The 15653-nt window shown below is 44.3% G+C and carries 14 protein-coding genes; 3 read left to right on the forward strand and 11 right to left on the reverse strand.

What is annotated here, in order from left to right:
* The first annotated feature begins 4 nt into the window (after positions 1-4).
* The 3 genes from ACVRYP_RS03475 to lacD are packed head-to-tail and all read left to right on the forward strand — an operon-like array spanning position 5 to position 3373.
* Positions 5-1165 (forward strand): SIS domain-containing protein, encoded by a 1161-nt coding sequence (locus ACVRYP_RS03475; RefSeq protein WP_447467383.1) that lies wholly within the window; start codon positions 5-7, stop codon positions 1163-1165.
* An 11-nt stretch (positions 1166-1176) separates the two neighbouring features.
* Entirely contained in the window at positions 1177-2331 is a 1155-nt protein-coding gene (gene nagA / locus ACVRYP_RS03480) for an N-acetylglucosamine-6-phosphate deacetylase (RefSeq protein WP_447467384.1), read from the forward strand.
* 37 nt (positions 2332-2368) lie between these two features.
* Complete coding sequence (lacD, locus tag ACVRYP_RS03485) at positions 2369-3373, forward strand: tagatose-bisphosphate aldolase (protein ID WP_447467385.1); 1005 nt, start codon at positions 2369-2371, stop codon at positions 3371-3373.
* A 477-nt stretch (positions 3374-3850) separates the two neighbouring features.
* On the opposite strand, the gene ACVRYP_RS03490 is transcribed toward lacD, so the two are convergent.
* The 11 genes from ACVRYP_RS03490 to ACVRYP_RS03540 all read right to left on the reverse strand — a co-directional run bounded on the left by ACVRYP_RS03490 (position 3851) and on the right by ACVRYP_RS03540 (position 15649).
* Complete coding sequence (locus ACVRYP_RS03490; protein WP_447467386.1) at positions 3851-5005, reverse strand: LPXTG cell wall anchor domain-containing protein; 1155 nt, start codon at positions 5003-5005, stop codon at positions 3851-3853.
* 122 nt (positions 5006-5127) lie between these two features.
* Complete coding sequence (tkt, locus tag ACVRYP_RS03495) at positions 5128-7101, reverse strand: transketolase (RefSeq protein ID WP_447467387.1); 1974 nt, start codon at positions 7099-7101, stop codon at positions 5128-5130.
* 169 nt (positions 7102-7270) lie between these two features.
* Entirely contained in the window at positions 7271-8362 is a 1092-nt protein-coding gene (ulaG, locus tag ACVRYP_RS03500; RefSeq protein WP_447467388.1) for an L-ascorbate 6-phosphate lactonase, read from the reverse strand.
* Between the two features lie 213 nt (positions 8363-8575).
* The gene (locus tag ACVRYP_RS03505; protein WP_447467389.1) at positions 8576-10246 is read right to left on the reverse strand and encodes a BglG family transcription antiterminator; all 1671 of its coding nucleotides are present in this window, start codon (positions 10244-10246) and stop codon (positions 8576-8578) included.
* Positions 10247-10361: 115 nt separating this feature from the next.
* Positions 10362-11078 (reverse strand): L-ribulose-5-phosphate 4-epimerase, encoded by a 717-nt coding sequence (locus tag ACVRYP_RS03510; RefSeq protein WP_447467390.1) that lies wholly within the window; start codon positions 11076-11078, stop codon positions 10362-10364.
* Complete coding sequence (locus ACVRYP_RS03515; RefSeq protein WP_447467391.1) at positions 11078-11941, reverse strand: L-ribulose-5-phosphate 3-epimerase; 864 nt, start codon at positions 11939-11941, stop codon at positions 11078-11080. The genes ACVRYP_RS03510 and ACVRYP_RS03515 overlap by 1 nt, the downstream gene beginning before the upstream one ends.
* Before the next feature lie 3 nt (positions 11942-11944).
* On the reverse strand, positions 11945-12610 hold the full coding sequence (locus ACVRYP_RS03520; RefSeq protein WP_447467392.1) for a 3-keto-L-gulonate-6-phosphate decarboxylase UlaD: 666 nt from the start codon (positions 12608-12610) through the stop codon (positions 11945-11947).
* A 32-nt stretch (positions 12611-12642) separates the two neighbouring features.
* Positions 12643-13128, reverse strand: coding sequence for a PTS sugar transporter subunit IIA (locus tag ACVRYP_RS03525; RefSeq protein WP_447467393.1), 486 nt, complete (start codon positions 13126-13128; stop codon positions 12643-12645).
* A gap of 64 nt (positions 13129-13192) precedes the next feature.
* Positions 13193-13474, reverse strand: coding sequence for a PTS sugar transporter subunit IIB (locus ACVRYP_RS03530; RefSeq protein ID WP_307122023.1), 282 nt, complete (start codon positions 13472-13474; stop codon positions 13193-13195).
* Between the two features lie 73 nt (positions 13475-13547).
* Positions 13548-14996, reverse strand: a complete 1449-nt coding sequence (gene ulaA / locus ACVRYP_RS03535; protein ID WP_447467394.1) for a PTS ascorbate transporter subunit IIC — start codon at positions 14994-14996, stop codon at positions 13548-13550.
* 212 nt (positions 14997-15208) lie between these two features.
* A complete protein-coding gene (locus tag ACVRYP_RS03540; protein ID WP_447467395.1) occupies positions 15209-15649 on the reverse strand; it encodes a GNAT family N-acetyltransferase in 441 nt (146 codons plus the stop codon).
* Between the last annotated feature and the right edge of the window lie 4 nt (positions 15650-15653).

Consider the following 15653-nt stretch of genomic DNA (forward strand, 5'->3'; position numbering starts at 1 on the left):
CACTATGTTTCAACTATCAACTGCTGAATTGGAGGCTCTTGGAGCTGAAATCACGACACGTGAGATTCGACAGCAACCAGAGTTGTGGCTTGAGGCTTTTGATTACTACAAAACCAACCTTGAGCGCATCTCAGCCTTCTTAAACCACTTGCCACACGAAAAGCTCCGTGTGATTTTTACAGGGGCTGGAACCTCTCAATATGTCGGTGATACCATCCTACCTCATCTCAAACGGTTCGGAGATGAAAAACGGTTTGACTTCCAATCTGTAGCAACAACTAGCCTCGTCTCAAATCCGAAGGAATATTTCAAGGCTGACGAGCCTACTGTGCTTGTTTCCTTCGCTCGGTCGGGTAACTCGCCTGAGAGTGTTGCCAGCGTCCAGCTTGGTCAGCAAATTGTCAAGGATTTTTATCAAATCACCATCACCTGTGCTCCTGAAGGGCAGCTGGCCCAAAAAGCTGCCGGAGACGAGCGTAACTTGCTTTTGATTATGCCAGAACGGTCCAATGATGCTGGCTTTGCCATGACTGGAAGCTTTACCTGCATGACCTTAACTGCTCTACTAGTCTTCGATCAGACAGAACTCTCCCTAAAAGAAAGCTATGTCAAGACTATTGCTAAAGCTGGTCAAAGCGTCCTTGATGCTGAAGAAAGGATCCAGGCCTATGTTGACCTTGATTTTGATCGTGTCATCTATCTCGGTTCTGGTCCTCTTGCAGGACTCGCTCGAGAAGTGCAACTCAAAATTCTCGAGTTAACAGCTGGTCAAATTGCAACAGCATTTGATTCCTCGCTTGGGTTTCGTCATGGTCCAAAATCTTTCGTCAACGACAAGTCTCTAACCTTTGCCTTTGTCTCTAATGATGACTACACACGTCAATACGATGTGGATATTTTAAACGAACTCTCTGGTGATCAGATTGCAACACTTGTCTGTGGTATTCAAGTCGATAAGCCCTTCAACTTTGACGGGGAAAGCTTTACCTTAGACCAGGCCTTTGCCACTATCCCTGATGGTTACCTCGCTCTACCTTACGCCATTTTCGGCCAAACGGTCTCGCTCCTAACAGCCATCAAGGTTGAAAACAAACCAGACACACCATCTCCAAGCGGCACTGTCAACCGCGTCGTGAAAGGGGTTATTATTCACCCTCTCACATAGAAAGGCAACTTATGACACGTTATCTATATGCCAAACAATTTTACTTTACTGATGAGGTTAAGGGGCCAGGCTATTTGCCAGTCCTAGAAGACGGTACTCTTGGCCACTACCAGACCGAACAACCAACAGACGGAGACATTATCGACTACGGTCCTTACAGCATCGCCCCTGGGCTGGTTGATACTCATATTCATGGGTTTATGGGCCATGATGTTATGGATAACTCTGCCGAAGGCTTGCGCGTCATTTCAGACGGTCTGCCTTCTTGCGGGGTAACCTCCTATTTGCCTACAACGTTAACAGCTCAGCGCGAGCTTTTAAACGACGTCTGTGAAACCATCGGACAAAATGTTGATAAGGTTTCTGGGGCAAAAATTCAAGGGATTTTCCTTGAAGGGCCTTTCTTCAATGAAGCCTACAAGGGAGCGCAAAACCCTAGTTATATGAGCGATCCGGTTATCGCTTATCTCGATGAGTGGCAGGAAAAAGCTCAAGGCTGGGTTAAGAAAATTGCCCTTGCACCAGAGCGCGACGGAGCTGTCGATTTTATTAAACATGCCAAGTCTAAGGACATCTACAGCGCTATCGCGCATACCGATGCGACTTACGAAGACTGTCGTCAAGCTGTTGAAGCCGGTGCTAACATTTTTGTTCATACCTATAATGGCATGCGCGGTCTTCATCATAGAGAACCTGGTGTGGTCGGCTCAGCCTTAACACTCGGCCAGTATGATGAACTCATTTGCGATGGCCATCATGTCCATCCTGTATCCGCCAAGATTGTCATGCAGGCAGCCGGTCCTGATAAAACGGTCTTGATTACAGACTGTATGCGCGCTGGCGGCATGGGCGAATGCGAATCCACCCTCGGGGAATTCGATGTTATCGTTGAAGGCGGTACCGCCCGTCTCAAACACAATGGCAGCTTGGCTGGCTCTGTGCTTGAATTGATTACAGCTGTCCAAAATGTAGTCAAATGGGGCAACGCAACACCTGCTGAATCCCTTCGCATGGCCAGTCTTAACCCTGCTGCCTCAGTTGGCATCGATGACCGTTGTGGCAAGATCGATCCTGGCTATCCAGCAGACTTCATCGTTTTAGACGATGACCTGAACCTCCAAGCCACCTATATCGATGGCAAAGTCTATTTTCAAAAGGAAACCTAACCCCAACCCATTTTAAGACCTTTAGAAAGGATAACTTATGACGACACTTCAATTAACCCCAGGAAAATTACAACATTTGAAAAATCTCTCAAATGATAAGGATGTCATCGGTGCGCTTGCCATCGACCAACGTGGTGCCTTGCGTAAGATGATTACTGCTGGTGGTGGCTCTACTGGTGATGAATCCATCATTCATTTTAAAGAGCTCATCTCACAAGAATTGACACCATTTTCAACCTCCATCCTCTTAGACCCAGAGTACGGTGTTCCTGCAACAAAATTACGTGATGAAAACAGTGGCCTTATCGTTGCCTATGAAAAGACTGGCTACGATGCGACAACAGTTGGTCGTATTCCAGACCTCTTGCCAAACTGGTCTGCTAAACGTATCAAAGAATTGGGTGCTGATGCGGTTAAAGTGCTCATCTACTTCGACATTGACGAAAGCGAAGACATCAATGACATCAAAAAAGCTTGGGTCGAACGTGTTGGTTCTGAATGTGTGGCCGAAGACATCCCGTATTTCCTTGAAATCTTAACCTATGACGCCAGTGATATCGATGTTAAAGGTGAAGAGTACGCTAAAGTGAAAGCTCATAAAGTCATCGAAGCCATGAAACTCTTCTCAGACGCCCGTTACAACGTAGACGTTCTTAAGGTTGAAGTTCCAATCAACATGGCTTATGTCGAAGGCTTTACCAAAGACGGTGTCACACCGCTTCACACCCACCAAGAAGCTCTTGACCTCTTTAAAGCGCAATCTGATGCGACTCACTTGCCATTCATCTTCCTCAGCGCTGGCGTTTCTGCTAGTCTCTTCCAAGAAACGCTTCGCTTTGCTAAAGAAGCCGGCTCAACCTTCAACGGTGTCCTTTGTGGACGTGCCACTTGGGCTGATTCTGTAGCTGTATACGCCAAAGATGGTGATGACGCTGGCCGCGCTTGGTTGGCAGAGCATGGCCGTCAAAACATGGAAGATCTAAACGCTGTGATCGATGAAGCAGCTTCTCCTTGGACAGAAAAGGTTGTCTTGAAATCCTAAATCGCTCTGAAAATCTCGCATCGTAACTGCGGATAGTTTCTGTCACCCATCACTCACTCTTGATGGGTATACTCAATATGCTTTTCTTGGAGCACCTGTAACACTTCTCGATCAGGATTCCACAATGATGGGATAATTGTCAAACTCAAAGGATACGCCTATCGTTCAAACCGTCTCCTCCCCAGATATCAACACTCTTACAAAATGAAAACGAACAGCCTTAACTCTTATAGCGCTTATCCATTTTTATTTTTATAGAGCAAGGCCTATCTTGATTGTTTTTGATATCTCTTCATCATTGACTTCCGATAGGAATCCTGTACGGGACCTCTTTGATGCTTTCTTTCTTTTGAAGTTCATTTGTCTCAGGTGTTCACCTAATGAGAACAAGAGCTGGGTCACCCCAGCTCTTGTTTATTGTCTTTGAGCAAAACTATCCTCCTATCAACTCTCTAGAGAAAGGAAGATAGGTCTGGTTCAATCATTGACCTTCTTGTTCTTGCTCTTAGACCAGCGAATGCCAACAAAGGCTAAAACAGCAAGTAAAGCGATACCGAGCACAGTTGCTAGTGAACGATTTTCCCCTGTTGAAGGAAGATCAGTTTTGGATGGTTTTGCCTGAGAAGTGCTGTTATCTGTGTCTTTTTCAACCACTTGCCCTGTATCATTTGTCGTCTCAGTATCGGCAATCCCTTCTGACGGTTCATCCTTGGCAAAGGTTTGAACAAAATAACTGAGACCATTTTCTTCTATAATCTCTGCAGAAACAAAGTGGTAGCCTGACACATCATAAATTGGAATAAAACCTTCTTGTTGGGTCGCAATTTCCTGACCTGTTGATTGGTCCACAAAACGAGTGTAATCCGTTAGCCTGACATAGTATTTACTACCACCATAAGCGACAAAGTCCTCATCTGTTAGATAGAAAATTTTATAAACCTTCTCCCCATTTTCTTCCACAATCACATCATAATAGTACTTACGCTCACCGATGGATTCCTCAAAAGCTTGTCCTTTTTGATCTTTTTGAAGCTTTTTCCCAGACGTTCCATCATAATATTCTGTACGGACAATCGCCTTGTCAATGTAAGAAGCATCGCGATAAATATGGACCAAGGACGGCCCTTTATCTGTCGTAGTGATGATGGACGATAGGTAGGTGTAGTCTTTCAAGTCATAAGGAGCTTGATACCCATCCACACTGGCATGAATCTCCTTGTTTTCACCATCCGTTCGGAACAAAGTTTGCACAAACTGAAATTGATGTTTCGTTATCCAGGCTTGCAACTTGGAATCATCTAGGGTAGAAAGTGCTGTAGGAACTTCTACCGTTTTTTTAGTAGAGATAGTTTCTTCTCCTGAGCCTTCCGCTGAGTCGCTAACGGTAGCTGATTCTTCCGATGAATTGGAGGTTGTATCCCCATCAGCAGATGCCTCCTTTTTATCTCCTTGATCTGTAGCTGAAGCGGCTGATCCTCCCAGAGTCATTCCCCCGTCTTCAGCTGATGACTTCGCGGTTACTGCGACAGTCGGGCTTGTAGCACTTGGTTCCTCTGCTTGAACCAGATAGGGTTGCGCCAACTGTAAAACGGTGGTTGCTAACAAAAATTGGCTAAGTGTAAACTTTTTCATGGGTTTTGGTCTCCTTATTTCTTCCCTTTGATTGATCCTTTTCAAATGGGCTTCTACCTCCTTATTCGAAAAAAATAAAAAAAGTGGAAAAATTTCCACTTTTTTTTGCATTGTGCTAACCTTTAATCTAAGGCTTCAACTGTTTCAACAACATTTTCAACGGTGAAACCGTAGTTGGCAATTACTTCTGCAGCTGGTGCAGAGGCACCGAAGGTATCGATACCCATTACAGCACCATCAAGACCGACATACTTGTACCAGTTTTGAGTGGCACCCATTTCAATCGCTACGCGGCGACGGACTGCATTTGGTAAGATTTCTTCCTTGTAATCAGCATCTTGGGCATCAAAGAGATTGGTTGATGGCATGCTGACCACGCGCACTTTCGTACCTTTTTCAGCAAGTGCTTTGGCAGCATTAACTGCTAATTCAACCTCAGAGCCTGTCGCAATCAAAATCGTGTCAAAGTCAGCTTCTTCGTGAACCACATAGGCCCCTTTGGCTACTTGAGAAAAGTCAGTCCCTTCTTGAACAGTCAAATTTTGACGGGTCAAGACAAGGGCTGTTGGTGTTTGTGGGCTGGTTACAGCCAAATGCCAAGCCGCTTGTGTTTCACGGGCATCCGCTGGGCGAAGCACGTTAAGGTTTGGCATGGCACGAAGGCCTGCAAGGTGCTCTACTGGCTCATGGGTCGGACCGTCTTCACCGACTGCAATCGAGTCATGGGTAAAGACATAGGTCACTGGAAGGCCTTGGATCGCTGACAGGCGAATGGCTGCTTTGAGGTAATCTGAAAAGACGAAGAAGGTGCCGCCATAGACCCGGAGTCCACCGTGAGCTGCCATACCATTCAAAACTGTTCCCATAGCGAATTCCCGCACACCAAATTGGATGTTGCGATTAAGCGGTGCTTCATTATCTTGAAGTCCTTCGCCTTTGATAACCGTCATGTTAGAGTGCGCCAAGTCTGCTGAACCGCCAAGGAAATTAGGCATTTTCGCCGCAATCACATTAAGAACGTCTTGGCTTGAGTTACGAGTCGCTTGCGAGAAGCCATTGTCAATCGCTGGGAAATCTTCTGGTGTCACGACAACAGGGTCTTTCCCATCAAGGATAGCTGACAATTCTTCCGCTAATTCAGGGAAGGCTTTCTTATAATCAGCCACTAATGTCTCCCAAGCCTGATGCGCTTCTTGGCCACGGTCCACAACATTAGTCTTAAAGTCTGCATAAACTTCTTCAGGAATTTCAAATGGCGCATAGTCCCAACCAAGGTTTTCACGAGTTGCTTGCGCTTCGTCAGCGCCTAGAGGAGCACCGTGAGCAGCGTTTGAACCTGCTTTTGCAGGTGAGCCATGGCCAATTACCGTCTTGATTTCGATAAGTGTTGGCTTGCCAGCTTTTTTAGCATCCTCAATCGCTGCATTAATAGCGTCAAGATCTGTACCATCTTCTACAAAAAGCGTATGCCAGCCATAAGCATCATAACGGGCACGAACATCTTCTGTGAAACATTCTGATGTTGGACCATCAAGGTTAATATCGTTTGAATCGTAAAGAACGATCAATTTATCCAACTTTTGGAGACCAGCATAGGATGCTGCTTCTGCTGAAACACCTTCCATCAGGTCGCCATCACCACAAATAACATAGGTATAATGGTCAAAGAGGTTGTAGCCGTCTTTATTGTATTTCGCTGCAAGGAAGCGTTCTGCTTGGGCAAACCCTACTGCAGAGGCAATCCCTTGACCAAGAGGACCAGTCGTAATGTCAACACCCTTAGTATGGCCCAATTCTGGGTGACCTGGAGTTGTTGAGCCCCACTGACGGAAGTTCTTGATCTCATCCATGGAGAGGTCTTCGAACCCTGACAAGTGCAAGAGTGCGTAGAGCAACATGGAGCCGTGACCTGCTGAGAGCACGAAACGGTCGCGGTTAATCCAGTTCGGAACTTCTGGGTTCACACGAAGGTGCTTGGTAAAGAGGCTGTAGGCCATTGGCGCAGCGCCCATAACGATTCCTGGGTGGCCTGATTTTGATTTTTCAATCGCATCAATCCCAAGAAAGCGAATAGCATTAATAGAAGTATTGGACATAGGTTCTCCTTCATTAGCCTGGTAACCGAGTTACCTTTTTCATTAAATTCATTTACTATTTTATCATAAAATGAATGAATACGCTTTAGTTTTTTATGTTATTCCATTTATTTTAGCAAAAAGACCAGATTTCTCTGATCTTTGATGTGAATGGAGGTTTATGTATTTTTTAAAGCAAGGCTTTAAACTGGATATTGGAATCTTCTAAGAAGCAATCATCAAATCCACGGGGATGATGATATTCAATACGGTCCTTATCAAGCGGATAAGTGTACTTGCCACCTACTTCCCAGATAAAAGGATGGAAGTCGTATTGAAGACGTTCTTTACGCATTTTCCAAAGTTCTAATATTTCATCAGTAGAAGCCATAAAGTTAGACCAAATATCGTAATGCACTGGAATAATCACTTTTGCACGAAGATTTTCAGCCATACGAAGAAGATCAACGGATGTCATCTTGTCCTGAATACCGAGAGGATTCTCGCCATAATTATTCAGGGCAACATCAATCTTAAAATCACGGCCATGCTTGGCAAAATAGTTTGAGAAGTGAGAATCAGCGCCATGGTAAATGGTGCCACCTGGCGTTTCAAAAACATAGTTAACAGCTTTACGGGCCATCTCTTCATCCGTGACAGCTAAGCCTGCCAACTCACCATCTTGAGCATCCGCCCCATCAACCGGTAAGGTCACTAGACAGGTCCGGTCAAACGATTCAACCGCATGAACGGTCATGTCTTTAAAGGTAAAGCTTTCTCCGGGTTTGATGACAACGATGCGTTCTTCAGGTACTCCCCATTTCTTCCAAATTTCACCACATTCGTAAGGACCAACGAACTTCACATGATCTAACTTTGGATTGTTGATAATCGCCGCCGCCGTATTGATATCAATATGGTCACTGTGAAAATGTGACACAAGGTAGTAATCTAATTCATTAATAGCAAAGGGATCAATCACCATTGGTTGTACTCGTAGATTAGGCTGAAGCTTACGGACACCCGCCATATTTGCCATTTGATGCCCGCGCACCATATCTTTGACTTTTTTGGTTGATTTGCCACGTGCTGACCAAAGGTCCATGACAATGTTAGCTCCGCCTGGCGTTTTCACCCAGACACCGCAGTTCCCCAACCACCACATGGCAAAATTGCCTTCAGGAACTGCTTCTTCTTCAATCTCTTCATTGAGCCAAGTTCCCCACTCTGGGAAAGTGCTGAGAATCCAAGATTCTCTTGTAATGTCTTTAACATTGGCCATTTGACTGCCTCCTTTTTAATACCCTAGAAAAACCAAGCTCAATCGTATTTTCCTGACTTTTAAAAGGGCATAACTATGTTTTTGATACTTCTATGATAACGCCTTCACAACGCTAAAAAAAGCCCAAATCAGACACAAGACTGTGTCCATTCTTGGACTGTTCTTTGTTTAATGTTGGATATAAATACAGATGTTACACCATTTTAAATGCTCTTAATCAAGATCATCTATCGTTAGGCTCATCATTAAATTTTCTTGGATGAGTTGCTGTAATTTTGTTTTAAAGGCAATTTGCCTTTCATCATCAGTAATGTAAGAGGCAATAAGGCCATTGAGATCGTCTGCTGTATGGCTCCTCAAAGGATTTGGGCGTGACAAAACTTGGCTAATCTTCAGAATATCATCATGATTTAAAATGGGACTGACTTGAGCAGAAGGAACCAATGTGTCTAAACTATCACTTGTTTGGATCAAGGCATCCATTTCTAAAATGTCTTCAACGCTCTTAAATTGTTCTGTCGTAAAGACGGCCACAATGGTAACTCTAGGAAAATGATACTCCATCTGCCTGACCAGAAGTTTTTGAATAGGTAATCCCTCATCACAGACGATACAAACTCTCTCTGGCGGTCGTTGGAGTTCAATACTTCTAAGAGCTCCCCCCAAGTGGACCGCTAAATGACCTATATCATCGTCTGTTAATTGTATCATCCAGGCATTTTCTAAAACGTCTACGCAGTCAGCCGTCGCTTCAAAAAGCGGACTGTATTTTTCTTTGATCTGAGCGGTCAAAGGATTTTTGGAGAGGATTCCATATGTTTTTCTAAAAATCAAAGCTTTACAGTGTATCAAGAGACGCTCGGCTAATTCTGTCCGCTCCACAAACTGATACTGAGTATGAATTTCAAAAGCTTGTAGAAAGAGTTCGATAGCTTCTTCGACATCTCTAAAATCCAATGTATTAACGTGGCTGTCATGGTTCTTCCGCGAGGACAGTAATAAAATGCCTATCAAGGCTTCTTCAACATCATCAAGCTTGAGATGATACTCCTCTAGTAAAAATTGACTGATGTCTTGCGCAACCTTATATTCAATCCTCTCATGAACCAGGCTCAACTCTTTCAAAACATCGTCTCTGTCCTCTGCGGATAGATGGCTATTTCGATAACTCATCAAGATATAAGGTAACATCTTAACCGTCAAGACAATATCAGATTCATACATTTCCTTTCCCCAGTTCTTCTGGAGACGATGGAAATACTGACGCAAGGCAAGCGAACGATCTGTATCCAGGGAAGTAAATATGGAGGACAAGGTTTTAAATTTCTTCTCAAAAATGGCTAAAAAACTCTCATTACTAGATTGGAAAATGGAGAATAAGAGAGAATAAATGTACTGAATTTTATCTAGGAGATGACAGTTGATAAAGTATCCGCGGTTTTTAGTAACCGTTAACGGGAGGTAACAATACTCTTTGCTGAGACGCTCTCGAATTTCATTGAGATCATTAAGGGTGGTATTACGCGAAACATCTGTTAAAGCCATCATGCGCTCCAGTGTCACGCGCTCAGGAGAGACTAGGATATAGACCAAAAGCAGTTGAATCCGCTCCTCCATACTCATGACATAACTGTAATCATCCAATTCATCCAAGAGAGCTTGGCAGGCCTCTTTTTGAGCGGGTGTCAGTTGTACACCGACTCTTGGAATGCTGACTATTGTGCCAACGGACTCAGGCAGTGCCTCATTAACCTTTTCCAAGCTATAATAGATTTTTCGCCGAGATTGGTTGATTTTCTTTGAGATAGCCATAATGGTCTCTGGTTCCTCAAGTTCCATTAAGTAGGTCAATAAGGCATAGGAATCTTTATCTAAAAATAACATGGGACCTCCCTTTCTCTGAAACAGTCAATAGATACATTACTATACCATAATTTCTAAAAATGAAACAGCCTAAATGGCAAAAGAAGCAGACAACACAGTGCCTGCTTTCCCGCCACTAGTGAGCGTCTCCTTTTTGTCCATAGTAGGCATTGGGCCCGTGTTTACGGAGATAGTGCTTGTCTAAAATGTATTGAGGAGCAGGCTCAACTTCTGGATTAATCTGCTCCGTATAGCGATTCATTTTAGCTACTTCTTCTAAAACAACGGAGTGGTAAACTGCCTGAGCAGGGTCTTTCCCCCAAGTAAATGGACCATGGTTACGGACAACTATCCCTGGAATGGCTACTGGGTCAATACCCCGACGCTCAAATTCTTCAATGATAACAGTTCCTGTCTCTTTTTCATAGGCCGAATCAACTTCTTGCTTGGTCAGTGAGCGTGCACAAGGCACTGGACCGTAGAAATAGTCGGCATGGGTGGTTCCATAAAAAGGGATATCACGACCAGCTTGCGCCCAGCCGACAGCTTCTGTCGAATGGGTGTGAACCACCGCTCCAACTTCTGCCCAAGCCTTGTAGAGTTCCACATGAGTCATAAGATCTGATGACGGATTGAGGTCTCCTTCGACCACATTGCCGTCAAGGTCTGTCACCACCATGTTTTCAGGGCTTAATTTGTCATAGTCAACACCTGATGGCTTGATGACAATACGGCCAAGTTCACGGCAAACTTCTGAGACATTGCCCCAGGTAAACTTGACCAGACCATGAGCTGGCAAGGCAATGTTAGCCTCATAAACCCGTTGACGCATTTCCTGTAAATCTTTCGGCATTAAGCTAACCCCGCTTTCTCAATCAAGGGGTAGAGGAAGGTCTGCGCCTCCTTGATAGTAGCGCGCGTTTCTTCTACCGTTTCACAGTTTTCAGACCACATTTCAATTAAAAATGGTCCTTGATAGTTGGTCTTTTTCAGGACAGCAAACATCTGTTCCCAGTCCACACAGCCTTGACCAAAGGGCACATCACGGAACTGCCCCTTAGACGTCTCTGTCACCGCATAGGTGTCCTTGAGATGAAGAGCTGCAATGGATTGGTGCCCTAGGTAAAATTCACTCCAAAGGTCATTGTGCCAAGCAGAGACATTGCCTGTATCTGGATAGACAAAGAGATAGGGCGAATCAATTTCTTTCTCAACGGCTAAATACTTTTCGATCGAGTTGATAAAAGGATCATCCATAATCTCAATCGCCAGCATAACCTGAGCTTGCTCTGCCCAGTCACAGGACTGGCGTAAGTTTTTAATGAACCGCTCCCGAGTCTCTGGAGACTTGTCTTCATAATAAACATCGTAACCGGCCAGCTGAATGACACGAACACCTAAGTCTTGTGCTAGCTCAATGCATTTTTTCATGGCAGAGAGGGCTTCTGCTTCAAGCTCTGGATCAGCAGATCCAAGCGGGTACCTACGATGACCAGAAAAACATATGGTCGGAATGCGGACGCCAGTCTCATAAATAGCTTTTACAACGTCCAGTCGCTCTTCCTTGCTCCAATCAAGTCTCGCCCAGCGCTCGTCTGACTCATCGATAGACATTTCGACGAAGTCAAAACCGAGTTCTTTAGCAAATTGCAGGCGCTCTAGCCAGGAAAAGTGTTTAGGTGTAGCCTTTTCATAAATTCCAATAGGTCTTTTCATCCCCTACCCCCAAATGCGACGGATTTCATCCTTGAAGTCACGGGCTGCTTGTGCTGGATCAGGAGCTTCTGTAATCCCGCGACCTGCGATAAAAGTAAAGACATCGACCCCTTCAAAGAGCTTCAAGGTATCCACATCAAGACCACCTGTAACCGATACACGGAAGCCCATGTCAATTAATTTTTTGACCTTGGTCAGATCTTTTTCACCCCACGTTTCACCCGCAAGAAGAGCATCTCGGGACTGGTGGTAGATGGCTTGAGAAATTCCTGCATCCAACCATTGTTGGGCATGCTCATAAGTCCAGTCCCCATAGAGTTCTACCTGAATTTCGCCCTTGTCGCCACGTTCTTCTTGAATGGCTTTAAGAGCCGCCTTCATGGTTGGAATGGTCGCTGAGCAAATACAGGTCATCCAGTCTGCGCCACGAACGGCATTGTTTTTAGCAACTGTTCCACCAGCATCGGCACATTTGGTATCCGCCACAATAATTTTTTCAGGGAAGAGACTGCGAAGCACCTCGACCAGTTCACTTCCCACTTGGAGCAAGCAAACCGTCCCTGCTTCAATGACATCGACTTCGTGACCGACTGAAACAGCCGCTTTAATGGCGCCTTGTAAATCAGAATGGTCTAGCGCTACTTGTAAATTTGGAATGTGTTGTGTCATTTGTATAATCCTTTCAATCTACTGCTTTATTCTTAAGACTCTAGATCTAGCCCCTCAAGGTAAGGGCTGTTTTTAGACTCTTCTACCATAGCCAAGACTTCCTCAGGTGTTTGGCAGGCGACCAAACGCTCAATCGCATTTTCCAGCTCAAAAAGAGCAATGATTTGTGGAATGGCAACTGATGTGTGAATGTCAGAACTTGTCGCAGCAAGCGCCAAGAGAACACTCACTTCCTTGCCGTCTGAGAAAGCGACTGGCTCCGTCAAGGTCACAAGGGAGAAAGCATCGCGCTTCACTCCAGCTTCCGGTCTTGCATGGGGCATAGCCATGCCTGGCATCAAAATATAATAAGGACCGTACTCTTCTGTCGATTCGATAATCGCATGGTAATATTCTTCGGTTATGGCCCCACTTTCAATCAAGGGCTCCACAGACAACTTAACCGCTTCTTGCCAGGTCGTTGCTGACAAACCAAGTCGAATCGAGTCGTTTTCTGTAAATGCTTTTTTTAAATTCATATCATTTTCCTTTCGCAAGTTTAATAGAGAAGAGGCCGGGAAATTCCCCAACCTCCATCCGTTGTTAGTCTAAAACTGCTGAGAGCTTGGTTTTAATTTCGTTATCGTCCATCAAGTTATCAAGACCCACCAATTTACCATTGGTACGCCCTTCCAATTCAGAAATCAAATGATTAGACGCTACCACAATATCATAACCCGCTGCTAAACTCTTTGCTTCACCAACTGAGCAAGATGCTGACTGCACATCAGTCACTCCCAATTGACGCAAGGCGTTTTCAACTTTCATCTTGATGACCATAGATGATCCCATACCATTTCCACATGCTGTTAATACTTTAACCATAATCTTACTCCTATCTTTTTTGACAATAGCAGAGCTGCTATTACTAATTTAATGACAACCTATCTTATTCTTATTATTGTGCTTCTCCGCGGTAGTAGGCTTCCTTGTCCTTTGCTTTGGCATACTGTAGTTGAGGAATGGCTAAAAGCAAGACACAAACAAGAGCATAGCCAGCTAAACCGAGGTACTTGAAGAGGTAACCAAATGGCACCCAAGGGATTTCAAAGTCGATATTGCCATGATAACCGCCGAAGTTTGCTAAATCAAGCAAGGCTACTGCAACGGCACCAACAGCCACTTGAAGGACGCCTGAGCAGAAGGACAATATCGTCGCCGCTTTCCAACCACCACGTTTATCAGCATAGACTGCAATCGCCGCATTATCAAAGAAGACAGGGACGAAACCAGTGATGATGAGAATCGGACTCTTGAAGATGACCAAAAGGGCAATCGTAATCAATTGACCAACCAAACCAAAGGCAAAGCCTGATAGCACTGCATTCGGTGAGCCAAAACCGTAAGATGCCGCAACATCGACCGCAGGGAAAGAACCAGGCAAGAGTTTGCTAGAAATCCCTTGGAAGGCATTGGTCAGTTCAGCAACGAACATGCGGACACCTTGCATCAAAATGAAAAGGTAAACAGAGAAGGTAAAGGCCGTTTGAATGACGTACATGAAGAAGGATTGTTTTTCAGGTGCGTAAAGGGTTCCTGAGGTAATCACTTCAGGGTTGGACATGATCTCTGGGCCAAGAATAGTCAAGATCGCTCCAAAGAAGATGAGCATCAAGGTTGCTGAAGCAACCACTGTGTCATGGAAAATACTGAGGAATTTAGGTAATTTGAGGTTATCAAGGTTTTCTTCCTTGTTCCCAAGCTTATCTGCAATCTTATCCACAAACCAAATGGCGAATTGCTGTTGGTGACCAATGGCAAAGCCACCACCACCTGTCAGGCGTTGTGTCGCTTCAACGGTCATGTTTGAACTAACCGCCCAGTAAAGCCCGCAAATCACACCGATGGCTAAGGTTCCCCAAGCATTGCGGAGCTGTGGAATCAAGAAGAGCACCATTAGAGAGATTGTTGCTGCTTGTTGAACCATGATATGGCCAGTGATGAAGAGGGTCCTTACCTTGGTCACTTTACGAAGAGCAACTAATAAGATGTTAACCCCAAACCCAATCAAGAGAGCTGTTGTCGCTGCACCGACAAAGTCAGGAAACTCTTCAGCAATTTTAGTATTGGCAGCTGTCAAGCCAAAGTAAGGGTCAATAACTGCCGCACCAATCTTAAACTTAAAGTTAAGCGCTGCTAAGATGGGACGGAAAGTTGATACCAAGCCACCCGCAGCCACATTAAGAATCATGTAACCAACAGTTGCTTTGACAAAGCCAGCGAAGACATCGTGTGCTGGTTTTTTAAGCAGGGCATAACCAACCAGAACCAAGAGACCGACAAAGAACGCTGGGTTCTGCAAGATATTTTGCGAGAACCAATTTAGTATACTTGTTAGGATTTCCATAGGTATACTCCTTATGTGTTTTATTTTCATGTTCATTATATATTTTGTAAGCGATAACAAAAAGACCAAAGACTACACAAGCAACTGTTCAAAATTGGACTGATACCCAAGATAGCATTTATTTATGTGTATTTTGAACAAAGAAAAAACAGTAACCCTTTTGATTTACTGTTTTGAAAGTCGATATACTCCTCTTGTTTCATTATTCTATCTCAGTCGAGTCGCATATCAAATGCTCTTTTTGATGCACCATCAAATCCCTTATATTCATAAAATCGATGGGCTCCCTTTCGAGTTATTCCGCTTTGCAATATTACTTTGTAACAATGACGCTCTTTCGCAAATTCAATAGCCATATCAATAACATGAGAAGCTAGGCCACGCTTTCTATATTCTTTATCTGTGATGACATTCTCAATGAAGCAGATCCCTCGATTGCCACGAGTAAGATTGGGTATGTAAACAGCGTAACAGGTCGACACAACTTTGCCGTTTTCAACCGCACCGAAGTATTGGATATTTGAATTATTCTTAATCCCATTCCATGCTTTTTCGCTCTGTTCAATAGCACACTGGTCAGCATTTTCATCAAGTTGGCGATACAGATCAAGCAAAGATGATAAATCTGAATCGATTAATTGTCTAAATTCCATATCA

The sequence above is a fragment of the Streptococcus rifensis genome, from assembly GCF_053203525.1.